Genomic DNA, 17,768 nt, shown 5'->3' on the forward strand with positions numbered 1-17,768 from the left:
TATTTCCTACGCTTTTAGTCTATTGTTAATTCACTTTTTCAACAATCAAACCACTCTTCCCAACAAACTCAATAAGACGAGTGGTATTTTCTAATCCCCATTGGTTCGATATCGCTATAATTTCTCCACTTGAAAGAGTAATCAGGGAGTCTTCATCACTATGAAATCGGCGAATTCGTCCTTGAGGAATATCTTCTGCGAGAATAGCAATCCGACGACGAACCGTATCATTAAAGGATACTAAAACTCGCTCTAAAGAGGTTGGCTGATTCTTCTCAATCCAGTCAGTAACAAGTGCTAAAGCTAAATGACGCTTATTGTAGGTTTGCCCTTTATAACTGTACTCAGAATAATCCTTTTCGCTTTTCTGACTACTCGAACGCTGCTCTGCTCGTTTTTCTCTGAATTTAACCTGATATTCTTCTGCTTCTGGCACCGGAATAATCTGACTAGCATCAATCAGCACATCGCCTTTGTACTTGTACGGGGTTAAACGCACGCAACTGATATCGATGCCTTTATCACGCAACCACAAGACAGAGGTGGTGAGTTCTTTACCGAAGTCTGCTGAGGCTAAAACAATCCGCACATCATTCCCAAAATCATCGAGGCTGCTTTCGTCGAGATCGACGAAATCAAGGATGGTTTCTCGTGCATTCAGTTCAGAGCCTTCTTTTTGCAGGTATTGAGCAAAATACTCACACGCTTTATCAAAGGTCATTGTCGAAATCATTGCTGCATAACGAAGTGCTTGAAGCTCCATATGCGCACCAACTTCATCACGTTTTAGTTCGATTACCACTAAATTGGCATTCTTATCGATTGCCAATAAATCAATACGGCGGCGGCTATCTTCCCAGTCAGAGAACTCTTCTGATATCACCAAACAATCAGGTGCAATCGCATCAATACAACGCTTCAAAGCCTCTTGAAGATCCTGACGCTCTTGCAGCCCTTCGGCTGAAAAGCTGGTTGGCGACAGTGCGGTGAGATGTTTATTTGAAATGTTGTATAGGCTCATAACTTATATCACCTGTTCGACAATAGCATCAGTAAAAACAAGCTGGGTAGCTTGAGACTTGCTAAATGAAAACTTCAGCAAATCACATACCCTTAATAGTTCATCTATTTTTGAAGCAATTCTAAAACGTTCTTGTTTTGGCGGTAATGGCAAAAACATATCCCCAACATCACTCAATCGGAAACTATTCTTTATTCCACGCTGTGGTGCATCAAATTGAAATTTAGCCCAAGGCGATCTCATGAATTCAGGAAAGTACCTGTCCTTACATTCCGGCATAAATCTCAGCAAACATGTGTGTTGATTTATATAAGCTTCACCAAAGTTTTCTGGTATCAGCCCTAGATTGCCAACATCACCGGTAATTGAAATTAGTAAATCATTAGCTTCAAGCTTGGTGCGTGAACCTTCACCTCCCTCAGGTGGATGAACATACCGTAAATTATCCAAACGCAAATCATAGCTTCCACGAGATAGATTACCCATAGTTACAAACAAAGCACCAGTCTCAGAATAATACCTGGCCCAGTCTCGTGAACCGGATGTAGTGAACATTGCCACATCTTGAACACGACACCACTCCCACCCATTCGGCAGTTCAAACGGCTTTTCATCATCGGCAATCGGCGGCAACGCTTTTTGTTTTTTGATTTTCTTATCTTTCACCAACTGAGCTTTTTCTTTGGCGATACGCTTAAGTAGCTCTGATGCAGGTTCATCCGCAGGATTTTGCGCTACCAGTTTACCCATAACCGCTAGTTGCAGAATGGTTTGTTTAAGCTGGTCGATGCTATCTTCGGTGGTGAATAGGGTATCGAAATGGGCGCTGATGCGCTGCCAGTTTTCCATTAACTCTTCAGCATTTTTGCTGTTGGTTAAGGTTGCCAACAGGGTTTCTACCAACACCTGATGCGCTGCAATACTGGCTTCGGTTTGCTGTTCCAGTTGGTCGCAGAGCTTCATTAATTCATCGACTTTGGCGACGATGCGGTGTTGTTCTTTTTCTGGAGGTAACGCAGTGACTGTATTTATAATCTTTTCACGAGAAATATTTGGCTGAGCACCACCCGCCCCCATACCAACCAATCTCGACTTGTATGCTTTAAGCAAAAGTAACAAGTAAGTATTGACGAGACCGGTGAATGGCGTACATGCACAAACTGCTTGATTAGTCGTAGCTCTTACAGACAAAATTGATGTCTTACCAATTGTTGCTCCATACATAGCAACTAAAACATCACCAATATTGTTATATCTTACCGATGTTTCTTTTAACGCTAGTTCAGTAATATATTCTTCTGATTCAGATATATAATCTTGATTAAGCTCACCAGACTTAAACCAAGGGATTTCACCGCCATAATATTCAGAAATACTTCTCTTCGGAGTTGAACCAGAACCCCATTCTCCTAAATCATTTAAACGAACCCACTTCCACCCTAGGGGGAGTTCAAAAAACATTTCATTTTCAGAAATATATTCTAATTTTTTGGGCTTCTTGATTTTCTTTTCTTTTACTAATTGAGTTTTTTCTTTCTCAATTCGCTCAAGCAACACCGAAGCAGGCTCATCATTTGGATCTTGCGGCACTAACTTACCGCGCACTGCCAATTCTAAAATCAACTCGCGCAGTTTTTTAATGCCATATAAATCGAGCTTGCTGCTGGTACCACGACCTGCCGTTGATTTGGTTTGTACCGCAGATGTCCAGATATCAATATGTTGAGTAATCAGGTTTTCTACAGACATGCTTATGCCTCACCATTCACAGTTGATTGCAGCGCATTACCAAGAATGTCTTTTAACTGGTTACGTAGCGCGGTGATCTCTTGCTGTTGCTGCTGATAACTGGCTAACAACTCTTCCGGATCGTGATTGACCACTTCTCCTTGGTACGGGTTTTTAATATCCAGGTTGAAGTTACGTTCGATAATGTCATCGATAGAGACTTTCCACGCCTGCTTGGTTTCAACTCTGCTGGCAAAACCATCTTCTTCTGTGCCCCACCAATCAATTTCAGTTTGGAACTCTTCAAACTTCATCGGTTTGGTTTTGTTGTAGTTCTTCACGCCATCAGGATACGGGTGCTCGTAGAACCACACCTCTTTGGTTGGTTTGCCTTTAGTAAAGAACAGAATATTGGTTTTAATCCCTGTATATGGGTTAAACACACCATTTGGCAAGCGCACGATGGTATGCAGGTTACACTCTTCGGTCAGCAGTTTCTTAATTTTGGTTTTTACACCTTCACCAAACAACGTACCATCGGGTAAAACCACACCTGCACGACCACCTTCTTTATTCGCTGAAGGCTCTGCCAACACTTCAATAATTAACTGTAAAAACAGATCGGCGGTTTCGCGGGTTTGCATCTCGGCAGGAAAGTTCTTTTCAATCCCATCTTCTTCCGTGCCACCAAATGGAGGGTTGGTTGCAATCACATCGATATTGCTGTCCCAACTGGAAAGTGGCTTATTCAGGGTATTACCGTGCTTAATTTGTACCGGTACTTCGATACCATGCAGCATCATATTGGTAACACAGAGCAGGTGCGGTAGCTGCTTCTTCTCCACCCCATGAATCTGCTGTTGCAGGGTTTGGTGATCGGTCGCGTTTTTCACATAGTTGTTTTTCACATGGTCAAAACTGCACGCCAAAAAGCCACCCGTGCCACAGGCCGGATCCATAATGCTTTCGCCCAGTTTCGGGTCAAGACGATTGACGATAAATTGAGTCACCGCACGCGGGGTGTAGAACTCGCCCGCATTTCCGGCACTTTGCAGATCTTTTAAAATCTGTTCGTAGATATCGCCAAACATATGGCGTTCACTGGAGCTGGTAAAATCAATCTCGTTAAGTTTATTGATCACCTGACGCAATAAGGTGCCGTTTTTCATATAGTTAAACGCATCACTAAACGCTTCGCGCACCACATGACCACGCGGGTTTAAATCTATCGGCGCAGTGAGGTTTTTCAGGCTGTAGAATAGTTCATCGTTTACAAAATCCAGTAGCTGTTCGCCTGTAATTCCTTCCGGATCTTGCGCCCAGTTACGCCACAAAAATTTCTCTGGGATTGGTGTTTTGTAGTCATCCAGTTCTAGCTCTAACTCTTCTTCCTGCGCATCAAACACTTTAAGAAATAGCAGCCAAGACATTTGCCCTAAACGCTGCGCATCGCCGTCTACACCGGCATCTTTACGCATAATGTCTTGAATCGATTTAATAACTGAACTGATTGACATGATTTTCTCTTAATAATTCTTGGGTAAAAGTAAACTTAAAAAGCTCACGCTGACTTTGGTTCAAGCTGATAAATTTCGGCTTCCAGTTCTTGAATGGCCTGTTCATATTGCGGCTTGCCACCAAAGCCTTTCTTAATGATTTCTGCCATGCTGCCAATCTCGCTAAACGGCGCGACTTTCAACACAGTAATGTTTTCGACTTCTAACACGCCATCATCGGCATATTTGTCGAGCAGGTTACTCAGCACCTGCTGCGCCACCTCACCATATTTAGTGAAGTAGTTACGCTTTTTGACGTTCTCAGCCCGCTCTTTACGGGTCAGCGGCGGCATATCATATACGACATGACAGATCATATCGAATGGGTCGAGCTCTTTGCCGATTTCTTGCTCAAGTACTTCCCAAATGACGCCTTCTTCGGCAAGTTCATCAATAATCGCTTTCTTACGATCTGCCTGATTCCACTTTTTAGAAAAGTCATCCATCGAAGTAAACTGCTTACTGATAGTTTTACGGGTGTAATCCTTAAATGATTCAGTCACCAGCTTGCCATCACTGTCGTAATACTGCACACGTTCAGCCAAGGCGCTCACCGTGACACCATTAACATAGAACTTACGCACTTCTTGAGGCTCATCGATGATTTCTCCGCCGCCTTGTCCGGTAGAACCCGATGGTGAGCTACTAGAAGTCAGATCATCCGTTGCTGGCGGTTCCTGAATGGTTTCTGGATCAATATCTTCGTCGTCGAATGGGTCGCTGGTATTCCCATCATCAATACCATCAATGATATCGGTGATCTCATCATCATCGGTAAAGTCTTCCGGCTTCACCACTTTGACCCGTTCTGGCTCGCCATCGAATCGTTCATCAGCAAATAACTCAGTCGCTTTTTTGAAATCGAGAATGGTGAACCACAGCTTGCCGTAGCGGTCATCAATACGCGTACCACGACCAATGATCTGCTTAAACTTGGTCATTGACTGAATTCCTTGGTCAAGCACCACCAATTTACAAGTTTTGGCATCCACACCTGTGGTCATCAGCTCTGACGTAGTCGCTATTACCGGATATTTCTTTTTCGGATCGATGAAATAATCTAGCTGCGCTTTACCCAGTTCATCATCACCGGTAATTTTCATTACGTATTTTTCGTTCTTGGCAACCTGCTCAGGGTTGAGGTTCACCAAAGCACGGCGCATCCGCTCGGCGTGATCGATGTCGTTACAGAAAACGATGGTTTTTGCCATGGGGTCGGTTTTTTGCAGGTATTGAGTAATGGTTTTTGCTACCAGTTCAGTACGCTCATCAATCACTAAGGTGCGGTCAAAATCTTTCTGGTTATAGATTCGGTCTTGAATCACTTCGCCATTTTTATCGAGCTGACCTTTGGTTGGTCGCCAGCCTTGCACATCGACATCAATATCTACCCGAATCACTTTATAAGGAGCAAGAAAGCCATCTTCAATACCCTGCTTGAGTGAATAGGTATATACCGGATCACCGAAGTATTCGATATTGGAAACTTGGTCTGTCTCTTTCGGCGTGGCGGTTAATCCGACATGCGTAGCACTGGAGAAGTAATCGAGAATTTCACGCCATGCGCTGTCTTCCGCAGCACTGCCACGGTGACATTCGTCAATTACAATTAAATCGAAGAAATCAGGATCAACCTGCTTATAGGCTTTTTGATGCTCTTCCGGCCCTGTCAGTGCTTGATATAACGCTAAATGCACTTCGTAGGCGGGATCAACGGTACGCCCCGTTATTTTGGTCATCGCCTGACCAAAAGGCTGAAAATCATTGGTCTTAGTCTGATCGACAAGGATATTGCGGTCGGCTAAAAACAGAATACGTTTGGCTTTACGTGCTTTCCATAAGCGCCAGATAATCTGAAACGCGGTATAAGTTTTGCCCGTACCGGTTGCCATAACCAGTAAGACGCGATCTTGCCCTGCGGCCACCGCTTCAACGGTTTTATTAATCGCCTGTAGCTGATAATAACGCGGCGACTTACCACTGCCATCATCATAGTAATCTTGAGTAATGATCGGTAAGTGTTCCGCTTTATAGCCTTTCCAGATGCAGTATTTATCCCAAAGTTGTTGTGGGGTTGGAAAGTCTTCTAAGCGGATTTCGGTTTCGAGTTGCGTGGGATTGGTTTTGTCATGAAAAATAAAGCCATCGCCATTGGAGGCAAAGATAAACGGCACTTCAAGCAGGTTGGCGTAATCCAGCCCTTGCTGCATCCCTTTCCCGATCTCATGCTTATTCGCTTTCGCTTCTATCACCGCCAAAGGCATACTCGGTTTATGATAAAGCACGATATCAGCCGATTTAACCTTACGCCGCGCCGCTGCATTACCACGGACGATCACTTTACCGTCACGCAATTTCACTTCTTGGCGGATTTGGGAAAAATCATCCCATCCGGCAGATTTAACCGCTGGCAAAATGAATTTAGTGATGATGTCGGTTTCCGACAACTTTGCTTTATTTATATTTGCTTCCATGCCACTGACTCGATATGAAACCGTTTAAGTAGCAATATACCGAAAGATTGAAGGAAATCCGAGAGTTAATCGCGTGAATCATGATTTGCGTCAGTGGGTTGGATTTAAGCTACAAGAACGCTGCGATTACCCTCTGTCTAAATTGCCCAAGGCTCAGTAAATCCCGTTCGGACAATCTACCAGCATCTGTATCAACACTTGGTAACGTTGAGTTCCAAACCAAAGCACTGGATGGAATAGCCGATTTGCTGCTATTCGATTCAACCAACCGATTTGATTTCAATTCGATAGCGGGAATGTCCGCTTTACTTTCCTTATCCGTAAAGCGAACAAACTGGCAAGTTTCGGGAATATCTTGTTCAATCCGTTCAGCGAAACCAACCAAATTTTCTTCGGCAAAGGTGTAAAGCCAGGCTTCCTGATTGAGTGAATCGTTTACTCGCAATATTCTGCCCAAAACCTGTCTGAAATAAAGTTCTGTTTTCACCGCACTTAAATGACAGCACACCTGAAGCCTTGGTATATCAGTTCCTTCACTGATCATTCCAACACTAACAATCCACTGGCTTGAATCATTACGGAACTGGTCAATAATTTTAAGGGGGGAATCATGCTGGTAAGTAACCAAAGCGGCGGTTTGCCCAAACTCTTCAACAAGCAGTTTTTGGATATATTCAGCATGCTTTACTGACGCTGCAACAATCAGCCCCCCAGCATTTGGGTTGATTGTGCGTATTGCTGATAATTTGTCACAAGCCAAAGAAAGGATATACCTGATTGCCTGCGGATTATGAATGACCTGTTGATAGGACGCACTCGATTGCTTGAGCAATTCAAAAATTGAAGAAAATGACTTTGTCTCACCACGTTCTTTCACTGTGAGGTGATCGTTATCAACCAATACTAGCTTAGGCGAACGGCACACTTTATCCCTAACCGCTTGACTTAAGCTGTATTGATAATCGCAAATAATGTGACCTTCGGGATCAGTATACTTCGCCATTGCAATCGGTACTGAATCCGAACGCCATGGTGTTCCGGTCAAGGCCAAAGTATATTTTGCTCTGGATTGAATGTTACTGATGATCTGCTCTCCCCAAACATTCATCCTGCCATCATCATCAGCGGAACAATGGTGAATTTCATCAAATACAACCAGTATTCGATACTTACTCACCGCCTTCCAATAACCTTGCCCCAAAAACTTTAAGCTCTGGTAAGTGTATGAACCACCAATAGCGCCTAGCGTTCCATCAAAAACACAATTTAACTTCCATGCAAATGTCTCTTTCATATTCTCAGCAACACTAAGAGATGGAGAAAAACAGAGCACTAAGTCGATCTCATCAAGCTCGAATAACTGGGAGGCGAGTTCTGCCGCCATCACCGTTTTTCCTGCACCAGGGGTCGCCTGGGACAAGAAGTGTTCTTGCCCAGATAAATATTTTTCTAGCGCCAGTTCCACGCACTCTTTTTGCCAAGCTCTCAACATGATGTATCGACCTCTGATTTGAGTGCATTCAATAGATAGTTTCTCGTATTAAGTTGTGCCAACAGTCTCACTGAACGTTCTTTTTCTTCATGAAAAACAGAAGATAACAGTTCTCTTGTTTCAGGGAAACGCAGCATCAACTGACGATATTCTTCAACTTCAGCCAGAGAAACGGAAAGGTTCGCTTGGATTTCAGTACATTCTTTTTCAAGCACATCAGTCTTATTTGAAACTTTAGACACCTCTACGTCCGGAACTGTACGAGACGTGGACTTATGAACAATATGTTTCTTCACCAATTTGACAGCAAACCTAGTCTGATCAAAAAGTTCAGTTTTACGATACTTTTTGTCACGCTCTTCACCCTCAGTTTGAAGTAACCCATTTGCTACCAAACGATGCAACTGGCGATAAATGTAGAGCCGAGCCTCATTATCATCGGAAAAACGATACTCCGATTTCTGTAGCTCATCACGCGCTTGAATAACGGAAAAATCATTGAGCTCATTATTTATCAATAAGTTATAAATTGGCAGGCTGAGTTTCTTTATTTGTTTCATTGTGACCACTTAACACGTAAAAACTTAGGATTGCTAAGTATACAAAAATAAGTAAAACTTAGACAATCTAAGTTATCAATAGGAACAAAAAAGAATGTCGAAGTGGAAAACCCAATCCCAGCGAGGCTCAAAGCAGCGCGTAAAAAAGCTAAAATCACCCAAAAAGATCTTGGGGTTAAAATAGGAATGGAAGAAAGTTCGGCAAGTGGCCGTATGAACCATTATGAAAAAGGTCGCCATGTTCCGGATATCGGAACGTTAACTCGTATGGCTGAAGAATTGGGTGTACCGTTAAATTATTTCTTTTGTAAGGATGATGTGACAGCTGAATTGGTTTGTTTGATTGATAAGTTGAGTGATGAAGAGAAAACTGAGCTATTGAAGAAACTGAACTCTGAAAAGAGTGCCTAACGAAGCAAATCTGTTAAAGACTTTTCTTGGAAAATCTGTTGGGTAAATTTGATGTCACCGCTATCGGGATCAATGACATAGCCTTCGTACTCAATTATTTGTGGAATAAGCAGTTTTTTAAGTTCCGTTTCAAAAGGATTTAGGGCATCAGGGCCATAGATGGTTTTAAATGCATGAATAAAATCTGCATTCGTAATCTTGGTCTTTCCAGAACTTAAAGCCAGTTCAAGTGCATAACCAACCAATTCTTTGATTAAACCTAGCATTCCTTTGCTAGCAGCGAGCAGACGCATAGCGATTTCCATATCTGATAACTCTGGTGATACAGGAATCGGTAATTGCTGCTCAATCCCATCTAATAAATCAATATATACATCAAGAGACGCTTCATCAATTATTCGAATGTATGGCAAGTCTCGTTTCACCATGATCCGTCTATCCCACTGTGAGTCTTCGAGAATCAGCTTCGCAGTTGGGATGCCTATAAACACAATCGGTAAGTGGCACTCGTCGCTGATCATTTTTAAGCGGTCTCGAATCTTCTGCCTTTCTTTTGCAGACGCGCATTCGAAAAGCTCTTGTGCTTCTTCAATGACGAGAAGTTTGAGTTTGGACTTTTTAACAGCGGCAATAAAGTAATCTTGTAGCCCTATTTCTGAGCGTTTAGAGCGGCTGTTATACGGAATATTAAGTTTGTCAATTGCCCATACAAGGGTTTCTACAAAACTTGGCCTGACTCGCGTAATCAAAACTTCCGAAGCGGAAAAATGTTCATTTAAATAACGTTCAACTAACGACGACTTTCCAGCCCCCGTTCCACCAGTAATCAGCATCGACGGCGAAAATTTTCCAAATTCGCTTCGGCGAATAATCCAGTCTAAGCCCTCAAATATTTTTTTCACATCAGGATAAACAATAAAAGACTGATGGAAATTGGCTAATATACCATCAATATCATTACTTAATGACTGATCCACTTTCATTTATCCCCCCGTCTCAATGCCTTACGTTTATTCCAAAGTGATTGGAGATCATCAACCGGAGTAGCTTCTTTTTTATCTTCAATGACGTCTGTTGGATAATCAGCAGTCATGGATTTTGGATTATCACTATCTACACCAGCCAGAGCTGCCATTTTCTTAGCATTTTTCGCCTTTTTGCTGCGTTGAGGTAATGACATCTGACGTAAGTTTTCGTGCTCTTGCTTGATTCTGTCATGCAGAGCCTGCCGAGCTTTCGCTAGAGATAATGCATTGACTTGCCCTTTTATAAAATCATGATGGACTTTAATTATTCTGGTATGCTCACAAAGGCTAAGCTTTTTAGTGTATCCAAGCGGGTCATATTTACATGGCACCTCTATATAGCCTTCTATTTCTTCCAAAAAAACAAATATCCTAGATAAGTCATCAGGATCAATCTTGATCATTTTAATTTTGCTTTCTTTGGACTGAGGGTACTGTTTACGATAATGCTCTAAAGGGACATTATCATACATTAAGTGTTTAAATTTTATGCCTTTACTGGTTAATGCCCCTTTGTGAATCACTCCCATAATTACACGAAATTTTTTCTCATCATCTTCACTTAATGCAGGAGGCGGTAATACCTCTTCACTCTTTTGCCAATGATAATTTGGTATCCTTGTATTCCGGCTATCCGCTGAGGCATTGTGAACATCGATAATCCAGCGATGCAGCTCTTCAACAAAAACACTAAACCGCATCACGGCATCTTTTTGCGGATCATAATCTTCTTTTTCAAGTATGTTGGAAAACGTCTTACCTGGAACCCAACCAACCATACCCTGTATTAGTTCGCCAAACTTTCTCTCAACAAATGGCTTTAGCCAAGGCTTACGTACTTTGTTATAGATAATATTGATACCTGCCTCAGTGCACGCTTGATCCAAACTGTCAGACCAAAATTCTGCTCCATTATCCACAACCAAATTCTCGATTTTTCCGTGACAAACCCATTGATTAAAGAGCTCTATTGGCAATTCATCTGTATAGTTTTTCGACTTCACTGAATGAATGATTGCCTTAGAAACAGCAACATAACTTGGAGCTTTAAAACCAAGATGGAAGCCAATAATACAACCACTAAACACATCAACTAATAATGTTAAATATGCTCTTCCCAATGGCACAAGCAATTCGTCATCAAGTAAAATTAAATCAAGCGGAGTGTGGTCAATCTCAACCCGTTCAAGTATCCGTGTCGGCTTTTTTACCGACTCATAGTAATTAAACAGCTTATCGGCGTAATATTTACCATGGCGTTTGAGAGCAACGGTATAAGGTGGGAGCTTCTTAATTCTATTTTTAAATGCTTCGTAGCTCACTTGCGCTATTTTGCCTGAAACAATTGTGCTGTTTTCAATTTCAATAAGATCTTTATAGACCGTATAAGCAGCAGCGTAAGAAGGGCGAACAGCATCCAGAAATCGTTCAACCGCCTTAATGAAATATGGCTCATCATTATCCACCCTAGACTGGCGATTCCCTTTTAAATGGTGGCTATCAATAAGGCTTTTTATATCACCATTACTTTCACAAAAAGCTTTATACCAACGCTTTACTGTTCTATCACTGGGTTTTGGTATCGAAAGAGTATCGATATGCTTATCGATTAGAGGATTAAGGTTTTTAGGTGTCCAACCACCATTTATTTCCTTAGCAATCAAAGAGATTAATTTATAACGCTCCAGCGCTTTTAGTTTCTGTTCTTCGGGAAAGGAAGACAGATCTCGCTCAATAACTTTCGTAGTTTCAAGGGATGAATACTTAAGGCGGGCTAACTTAGCTTCGGGACTAGCCTCATACTGTTGTTGAACTTCATTGGTAATTGAACCCAACTCATCCTCAAATGGCCCCACTCCCATGCTAAGCCACCGAAATTAATGTGCTTTCATCAATTTTCATATCCAACTTAGTTTTTGCTCGCCCCAAACTAACAAGTCGGAAAACTGTAGCCAACACATCTCCTACAGAAATATTTAGGGCTTGTGATAATTGTTTAACACAAACAGATACGTATTGATTGAGCATAAACCATACTTTTTCTACTAAACAGGTATTTTCAATACAACCGCTATAACGATTCACTAACTTCAGGTTCTCAAGATATATCCCATTACGTATCTGTCGGTCTGTAACCAAAATAAGTTGTGTATTGAGATTGTGTGCCTCTGCCTGCATACATCTAAAGATTTCTTTAAAACCAGGTTCAAAGGTCATTTTCAATGGTTTTACTTCAATAAATCCTGTCGAGCCATCACGATAAACGACATAAAAATCAGGTGTATATGAATGAGATACACCATTAAAAGTGTATTTATATCCTTTCGGTTGCGAACAATAACTAACAACATCATCGGAATATTCTAGATGGTAGCAACAATCATATTCGAGTGAACTTTCACACATGATGGTGCAGCCATTTTTGGCACTAACAAACTTATAAACGTTTTTGTTTGCAGATGGTTTTCTAAGATTGCGAACGTACATAACCTGTCCTCATTTCGTTGTAATAAAACAACCAAATTAAGTTTAGGACACTTTATGGGTTTTAAAAGGACATCTTATGGTTTTTTTGGGACAGCATATGCTTTCAGCGACAAAGATGGGTGGAAGCCCCAGCCACATCCCGGCACACAAGTCACCCGCCTTGGCTGCTTCCTTCCGGACCTGACCAGGTAAACGGGGTATTGTTGCGGGAGGACCAGGGCCTCCATAGATTTTGCGTCTCGGTGTGATTAACCAGAGAGTGCGGGGATTATGAGTCATCCCCGGAGCCAATGCAAGAGGCAGGCAACTCAATTCTTTTAATTTATCGTTAAGTGCCTAATAATTGTTCTTTTAGTGCCACCTTAGTCATCCATTTCATCTTCCTGAGAGTTAAGAATGTAATCAGCAGCCCAGGAACAGCCGAGGATAAACAACCAGGCAACCAGTACCTGATTCGGTATCTCAACCTCAGGAAACATCAGTAATGCCGCAAACCCAACGGTAGGCAAAGTCCAGATCAGCAGTTTTTTCCATTGCCCGGAGTCGATGCTTTGCAGCGTTTGTGATGCCGCCAGGATGCCGGTCACCGACAAGGCCACTAAGGCGGCGTCTTTCCAGCCGGCCAGCCACAGAATCGGGATAAATATCAGCATCCACCAGCTGTGGCGTGAGGAGCTTTTCCAGTGTATTGAGGCGAACCATGCCAACGATACACACAATAGCTGGCTTAATGTGGCCAGCGCACTCCCCTCTAACCGCCCATTCAGTTGGGTAATCATGATCCCCGCTTCCATAGACAGAACACACAAGCCAAGAGTGACACGGACAAAACTGCTGCTACGCTCTGAGAAAGCCACCACCAGAGCAGGAAATAGAACCCAGGTACTCAGGGAAAGTGCTATAGGCTGTACCGGGAGAGCTAAGCCATATACCCCCATAGCGACAAGAAGGAGGATACCAGCCACGCCATTTTTAGGTAAAATCCACAAAGCAGGCACCACGATAGCAAGTAACGGTATATCACCTTCACTCATACTAATGGCCCGTGCGCACACTACCACCAGCAATGTCGTCATTACAAACTGAGTGATGTGAAGCACCATAGAAACTCCTTCTACTGTTGTCATTACATCTACAGATAACCAACGGAACCCCTTCAGTATGGAACAATTTTTATTACAAATCTTCAGCGTAATTCACCAAATTCCAATTGGAAAAGTAACAACTTACGGTGACGTTGCAAAAATGAGTGGATTTCCTGGCTATGCCCGGCAGGTCGGAAAGGCTCTCAGCCAGTTACCAGATGGCTCCCGACTTCCCTGGTATCGGGTGATAAACAGCAAAGGCAAACTGTCTCTTCAGGGAGAAAATATGCTCAGGCAAAAAGAAAAACTTGAAAAAGAAGGTGTTGAAGTCTCAGAGAATGGAAAAATAAACTTGAAAAAATACAGGTGGCACCCATGACACCACCTGTGTTTTTTGTCATTAAACTCCTACAAGGGATAAATTAACTTTCTTAGTTCCATTCTCATCAGTAATAACTGAATATACTTTGTCCGTAGTTAATTTTAATTTACCGTCAAATTCAACTTTAGCTCGAATACTATATTTGTGATTGGGTTCTATTTTATTCTCATCAAAATTCAATTCAAAATCGAAAGGTATTTGTACACCGTCGACGACAAAAGTCTGCTCAGAAACCACTTCAGCCGGAACATCTGAAGAAGAGATATCTTCCAGAGTGACGGTGACTACAGCGTCTTGAGGTAATGTCACTGGCTCGGTGGTGGTAATATTGCCTTCAATGATCCCCGGAGCCGCGATATCTGCCAGTGGTTCACTATTTTCATCCTCTGAAGGAACGCTCTCTGATTCAATAATGACAGTCTCAGTATCAGTCATGCTGTCATCTGTATTTTTCTGGGCCATTGAAGCCAGCTCTTCTGTATTCTGATCTCCGGATTCAGGACTAACCTGAACATCAGCCATTTCATCTTTCACATTTACAGATACATCACTTTCTTTCTGACAACCTACAAGGAATATTGCAAATATAGAACTGACTAAAATTAATACCTTTTTCATAATCGTCTCCTGCGATATCTAGAGTATATTTAAGGACTGTATTCCGACCTTAATATTTAATTCAGGAAGAGTATAAGTTTATCTTGAAGTTAAATCTCTAGAGAGGTAATTTATTTACAGAAGTTTGACGGCAAATTTACGGAGAATATAAATGAGTCAGCCATTAGAGTCACTTTTATCGTTATTGCAGTTAGAGCAGCTAGAACAAGGGTTATTTCGCGGTCAAAGTGAACACTTAGGCTTACCTCAGGTTTATGGTGGACAAGTTGTCGGTCAAGCCCTCTCTGCGGCCCGTTACACGGTAAACAACGACAGAATGGTTCACTCATTTCATAGCTACTTCCTTTATCCTGGCGATCCTCAGAAACCGATCGTTTACGATGTAGAAAACCTACGTGACGGGAGAAGCCTGAGTACGCGGCGAGTGAAAGCGATTCAGAATGGCCGCCCGATTTTTTTCTTAACCGCTTCCTATCATGGTGAAGAACAGGGTTTTGAACACCAGAACACCATGCCAGATATTCCGGGACCGGAAAACTTTGTTTCTGAATCTAACCTGGCAAAAATGGTGGCGGATCATCTACCGGACAATATTAAGCAGATGCTTTTAGGTGAAAAGCCTATAGAAGTGCGACCGGTAAAAGTTGTCAACCCGCTGAAACCAACGAAAGAAGAACCAAAGCAATACCTTTGGATCAAAACCAACGGTGAAATGCCGAATGACCAGCTTATTCACCAATACCTGCTGGCCTACGCTTCCGACTGGGGATTTCTGCCGACTGCCCTCCATCCACATGGGGTCACCTTAATGACGCCGAAACTCCAGGTTGCCACCATCGATCACTCCATGTGGTTCCACCGTCCGTTCAAGATGGATGACTGGCTGCTTTATGTTATCGAAAGTCCCACGGCTTCCAATACCCGGGGGCTGGTCCGTGGCGAAATCTTTGATCGTCAGGGCAATCTGGTCGCTTCAGCCGTTCAGGAAGGGGTAATGCGGTTTACTGAATAGAAAATAATTCTCCTTTTTATCCTTTTTAAAGCAAACAAAGCAAAAATTTTTCCCACGATAAGACATATATTTATCTTATTCGCCGTTAGGAAAGGATAAACAGATGAAAACGCCTATGTGGGATAGCTTAATTAAAGTGATGAAACAGGAAGTCGTACCGGCTCTGGGCTGTACCGAGCCGGTATCCGTTGCCCTGGCTTCTGCCATTGCTGCAGCAAAACTGTCCGGTCAACTGACACAGATTGTTGCCCAGGTATCTCCAAACCTGATGAAAAACGGCATGGGAGTTGGTGTACCTGGTACCGGTATGGTCGGGCTACCTATTGCCGCAGCGGTGGGTGCCATTGCGGGTAACCCAAACGCAGGATTAGAAGTACTGAAAGATATCACTGACACCGATGTTACACAGGCAAAAACGCTTCTTAAAAACGGTGCAGTTTCTGTACAGGTTGCAGACGTCACTCATATTTTTTATGCAAAAGTCATGGTCAGTAACGGAACTGACTATGTGGCCGTAACTATCGCAGACAGCCATACCCATGTGCTTTCGATCGAAGAAAACGGCATCACAACGCTTATTCCACAACATTCTGCCAGTCAATCTCCGCAGACGCCCTCTGATAACCACCTGCTTGCAAAACTGACCGCTAAAGACGTTTATCAGTTTGCCCTGCATGTTCCGGTTGAGCATATCCGTTTTATTGAACAGGCCGCTGAATTAAATGACGCTCTGTCTCAAGAGGGGTTGGTTGGTGATTATGGTCTGCAAATCGGCGTCACATTCCGGCGTAATGTTGAACGCGGCCTGCTGAGTGGTGACCTGCTGACTGAGGTGCTTACCCGTACTTCTTCTGCTTCAGATGCCCGAATGGACGGAGCGATGAAGCCCGCCATGAGTAATTCCGGCTCAGGGAATCAGGGCATTACCGCGACCATGCCAGTCGTTGTGACCGCAAACTACCTGAAAGCGGATAAAGAAAAAACGCTCCGCGCTCTGGTTTTGTCTCACATGATGGCTATCTATATTAAAAAGCAGCAAAACAAGCTGTCAGCCCTTTGCGGAGCAACCACAGCCGGCATGGGGGCAGCAGCCGGAATAACCTATCTTCTGGGCGGAAACTATCAGCAAATCAGTCATGCCATCAGCAGTATGATAGGTGATATTGCCGGGATTATCTGTGACGGAGCCAAAGCCAGCTGTGCCATGAAAGTCTCTTCGTCTGCCGGAGCGGCCGTTAAAGCGGCACTGATGGCGATTGACGGGGTTTATGTCACCGGCAATGAAGGAATCGTTGCTGACGACGTAGACACATCCATCCGCAATTTATCAACCCTGGCCAATGGCTCGATGACCCAGACGGATGCACAGATCCTGGATATTATGGTGAATAAGGCGGTTTAGATTGGCAATGCCGTCGTGTATTTCAATGACTCCATAGCAAAAGTGGAGGTCACATTGGAGATGCCATCAATACTGTTGACGAGTTTTTTATAGAACTCGTCAAACCGCTTCATATCTTCCACCTGCACTTTCATCATGTAGTCGTACTCACCCGCCATCCGGTAAAACTCCATCACTTCAGGAAAGTCCGACACAGTATCGGCAAACCGGCTGTACCATTCATGGGAGTGGTCGCTGGTTTTGACCAGCACAAATGCCGTAAACAGCAGCCCTAACTTCTCCGGATTCAGCAATGCCACCCGCTTGCTGATCACCCCCTCATCCTCCAGACGCTTTAAGCGTTTCCAGCAGGGAGTCGTCGTCAGGTTCACTTTGTCTGCCAGTTCATTCAGCGAAATAGTACTGTCTTTTTGTAACAGAGAAAGCAGCGTTCTGTCCGTTTTATCGAGTTTCATAACGAGCCTGAAAGAGAAAATTTTTCTTCATCATGGAATTTAAAGAGAAAGATAGACCAT

Annotated in this window: 16 protein-coding genes and 1 other RNA gene; 4 read left to right on the forward strand and 13 right to left on the reverse strand. The window is 43.1% G+C overall.

Features of this window, described 5'->3' with window-relative positions:
• Positions 1 to 25 precede the first annotated feature (25 nt).
• From DI392_RS03685 to DI392_RS03710, 6 genes are all read right to left on the reverse strand, one after another.
• Positions 26 to 1,021, reverse strand: a complete 996-nt coding sequence (locus DI392_RS03685; RefSeq protein WP_109318568.1) for a PDDEXK family nuclease — start codon at positions 1,019 to 1,021, stop codon at positions 26 to 28.
• 3 nt (positions 1,022 to 1,024) lie between these two features.
• Positions 1,025 to 2,770 carry a restriction endonuclease subunit S gene (locus DI392_RS03690; protein ID WP_109318569.1) on the reverse strand — a complete coding sequence of 582 codons (1,746 nt, stop codon included), beginning with the start codon at positions 2,768 to 2,770 and terminating at the stop codon, positions 1,025 to 1,027.
• 2 nt (positions 2,771 to 2,772) lie between these two features.
• The gene (locus DI392_RS03695) at positions 2,773 to 4,266 is read right to left on the reverse strand and encodes an N-6 DNA methylase (RefSeq protein ID WP_109318570.1); all 1,494 of its coding nucleotides are present in this window, start codon (positions 4,264 to 4,266) and stop codon (positions 2,773 to 2,775) included.
• Positions 4,267 to 4,310: 44 nt separating this feature from the next.
• A complete protein-coding gene (hsdR, locus tag DI392_RS03700; RefSeq protein ID WP_109318571.1) occupies positions 4,311 to 6,779 on the reverse strand; it encodes an EcoAI/FtnUII family type I restriction enzme subunit R in 2,469 nt (822 codons plus the stop codon).
• A 109-nt stretch (positions 6,780 to 6,888) separates the two neighbouring features.
• Positions 6,889 to 8,271: a DEAD/DEAH box helicase gene (locus tag DI392_RS03705; RefSeq protein ID WP_109318572.1), complete on the reverse strand. Its 1,383-nt coding sequence runs from the start codon at positions 8,269 to 8,271 to the stop codon at positions 6,889 to 6,891.
• Positions 8,265 to 8,831 carry a hypothetical protein gene (locus DI392_RS03710; protein ID WP_109318573.1) on the reverse strand — a complete coding sequence of 189 codons (567 nt, stop codon included), beginning with the start codon at positions 8,829 to 8,831 and terminating at the stop codon, positions 8,265 to 8,267. Before DI392_RS03710 ends, DI392_RS03705 begins: the two co-directional genes overlap by 7 nt.
• A 102-nt stretch (positions 8,832 to 8,933) precedes the next feature.
• Between DI392_RS03710 and DI392_RS03715 the strand changes: the two genes are divergently transcribed.
• Entirely contained in the window at positions 8,934 to 9,242 is a 309-nt protein-coding gene (locus DI392_RS03715) for a helix-turn-helix domain-containing protein (protein ID WP_181388353.1), read from the forward strand.
• Here DI392_RS03715 and DI392_RS03720 read toward each other — a convergent pair.
• The 5 genes from DI392_RS03720 to DI392_RS03740 all read right to left on the reverse strand — a co-directional run bounded on the left by DI392_RS03720 (position 9,239) and on the right by DI392_RS03740 (position 13,857).
• Positions 9,239 to 10,225 (reverse strand): TniB family NTP-binding protein, encoded by a 987-nt coding sequence (locus tag DI392_RS03720; RefSeq protein ID WP_109318575.1) that lies wholly within the window; start codon positions 10,223 to 10,225, stop codon positions 9,239 to 9,241. The two genes, DI392_RS03715 and DI392_RS03720, sit on opposite strands and share 4 nt — an antisense overlap.
• On the reverse strand, positions 10,222 to 12,129 hold the full coding sequence (locus DI392_RS03725; RefSeq protein ID WP_109318576.1) for a DDE-type integrase/transposase/recombinase: 1,908 nt from the start codon (positions 12,127 to 12,129) through the stop codon (positions 10,222 to 10,224). The genes DI392_RS03720 and DI392_RS03725 overlap by 4 nt, the downstream gene beginning before the upstream one ends.
• Position 12,130: 1 nt before the next feature.
• Positions 12,131 to 12,754 carry a TnsA endonuclease N-terminal domain-containing protein gene (locus tag DI392_RS03730; RefSeq protein ID WP_109318577.1) on the reverse strand — a complete coding sequence of 208 codons (624 nt, stop codon included), beginning with the start codon at positions 12,752 to 12,754 and terminating at the stop codon, positions 12,131 to 12,133.
• A 123-nt stretch (positions 12,755 to 12,877) separates the two neighbouring features.
• Positions 12,878 to 12,974, reverse strand: an RNA gene (ffs, locus tag DI392_RS03735) — signal recognition particle sRNA small type.
• Between the two features lie 142 nt (positions 12,975 to 13,116).
• Positions 13,117 to 13,857, reverse strand: a complete 741-nt coding sequence (locus DI392_RS03740; RefSeq protein ID WP_109318578.1) for a VP0952 family biofilm-associated protein — start codon at positions 13,855 to 13,857, stop codon at positions 13,117 to 13,119.
• Between the two features lie 58 nt (positions 13,858 to 13,915).
• Here DI392_RS03740 and DI392_RS03745 point away from each other — a divergent pair, with 58 nt between their 5' ends.
• Entirely contained in the window at positions 13,916 to 14,218 is a 303-nt protein-coding gene (locus tag DI392_RS03745) for an MGMT family protein (RefSeq protein WP_109318579.1), read from the forward strand.
• A gap of 21 nt (positions 14,219 to 14,239) precedes the next feature.
• Here DI392_RS03745 and DI392_RS03750 read toward each other — a convergent pair whose 3' ends face one another.
• On the reverse strand, positions 14,240 to 14,839 hold the full coding sequence (locus DI392_RS03750) for a YbaY family lipoprotein (RefSeq protein WP_109318580.1): 600 nt from the start codon (positions 14,837 to 14,839) through the stop codon (positions 14,240 to 14,242).
• A gap of 151 nt (positions 14,840 to 14,990) precedes the next feature.
• Between DI392_RS03750 and tesB the strand changes: the two genes are divergently transcribed.
• Both tesB and DI392_RS03760 read left to right on the forward strand, forming a co-directional pair.
• Entirely contained in the window at positions 14,991 to 15,851 is an 861-nt protein-coding gene (gene tesB / locus DI392_RS03755; RefSeq protein ID WP_109318581.1) for an acyl-CoA thioesterase II, read from the forward strand.
• 103 nt (positions 15,852 to 15,954) lie between these two features.
• A complete protein-coding gene (locus tag DI392_RS03760; RefSeq protein WP_109318582.1) occupies positions 15,955 to 17,253 on the forward strand; it encodes an L-cysteine desulfidase family protein in 1,299 nt (432 codons plus the stop codon).
• Here the strand turns inward: DI392_RS03760 and DI392_RS03765 are convergent.
• Positions 17,250 to 17,708: an Lrp/AsnC family transcriptional regulator gene (locus DI392_RS03765; RefSeq protein WP_109318583.1), complete on the reverse strand. Its 459-nt coding sequence runs from the start codon at positions 17,706 to 17,708 to the stop codon at positions 17,250 to 17,252. The genes DI392_RS03760 and DI392_RS03765 overlap by 4 nt on opposite strands.
• Between the last annotated feature and the right edge of the window lie 60 nt (positions 17,709 to 17,768).

Origin of the sequence: Vibrio albus, assembly GCF_003144035.1 — a bacterium.
In the GTDB taxonomy this organism is placed as follows: Bacteria; Pseudomonadota; Gammaproteobacteria; order Enterobacterales; family Vibrionaceae; genus Vibrio; species Vibrio albus.

What these genes read in the sequence shown, in the direction of transcription:
- DI392_RS03740 (WP_109318578.1), bottom strand. Translation starts at nt 13,857, where the DNA reads ATGGTGCTTCACATCACTCAGTTTGTAATGACGACATTGCTGGTGGTA.
- DI392_RS03745 (WP_109318579.1), top strand. Translation starts at nt 13,916, where the DNA reads ATGGAACAATTTTTATTACAAATCTTCAGCGTAATTCACCAAATTCCA.
- DI392_RS03685 (WP_109318568.1), bottom strand. Translation starts at nt 1,021, where the DNA reads ATGAGCCTATACAACATTTCAAATAAACATCTCACCGCACTGTCGCCA.
- DI392_RS03730 (WP_109318577.1), bottom strand. Translation starts at nt 12,754, where the DNA reads ATGTACGTTCGCAATCTTAGAAAACCATCTGCAAACAAAAACGTTTAT.
- DI392_RS03750 (WP_109318580.1), bottom strand. Translation starts at nt 14,839, where the DNA reads ATGAAAAAGGTATTAATTTTAGTCAGTTCTATATTTGCAATATTCCTT.
- DI392_RS03695 (WP_109318570.1), bottom strand. Translation starts at nt 4,266, where the DNA reads ATGTCAATCAGTTCAGTTATTAAATCGATTCAAGACATTATGCGTAAA.
- DI392_RS03725 (WP_109318576.1), bottom strand. Translation starts at nt 12,129, where the DNA reads ATGGGAGTGGGGCCATTTGAGGATGAGTTGGGTTCAATTACCAATGAA.
- DI392_RS03720 (WP_109318575.1), bottom strand. Translation starts at nt 10,225, where the DNA reads ATGAAAGTGGATCAGTCATTAAGTAATGATATTGATGGTATATTAGCC.
- DI392_RS03690 (WP_109318569.1), bottom strand. Translation starts at nt 2,770, where the DNA reads ATGTCTGTAGAAAACCTGATTACTCAACATATTGATATCTGGACATCT.
- DI392_RS03765 (WP_109318583.1), bottom strand. Translation starts at nt 17,708, where the DNA reads ATGAAACTCGATAAAACGGACAGAACGCTGCTTTCTCTGTTACAAAAA.
- tesB (WP_109318581.1), top strand. Translation starts at nt 14,991, where the DNA reads ATGAGTCAGCCATTAGAGTCACTTTTATCGTTATTGCAGTTAGAGCAG.
- hsdR (WP_109318571.1), bottom strand. Translation starts at nt 6,779, where the DNA reads ATGGAAGCAAATATAAATAAAGCAAAGTTGTCGGAAACCGACATCATC.
- DI392_RS03710 (WP_109318573.1), bottom strand. Translation starts at nt 8,831, where the DNA reads ATGAAACAAATAAAGAAACTCAGCCTGCCAATTTATAACTTATTGATA.
- DI392_RS03705 (WP_109318572.1), bottom strand. Translation starts at nt 8,271, where the DNA reads ATGTTGAGAGCTTGGCAAAAAGAGTGCGTGGAACTGGCGCTAGAAAAA.
- DI392_RS03760 (WP_109318582.1), top strand. Translation starts at nt 15,955, where the DNA reads ATGAAAACGCCTATGTGGGATAGCTTAATTAAAGTGATGAAACAGGAA.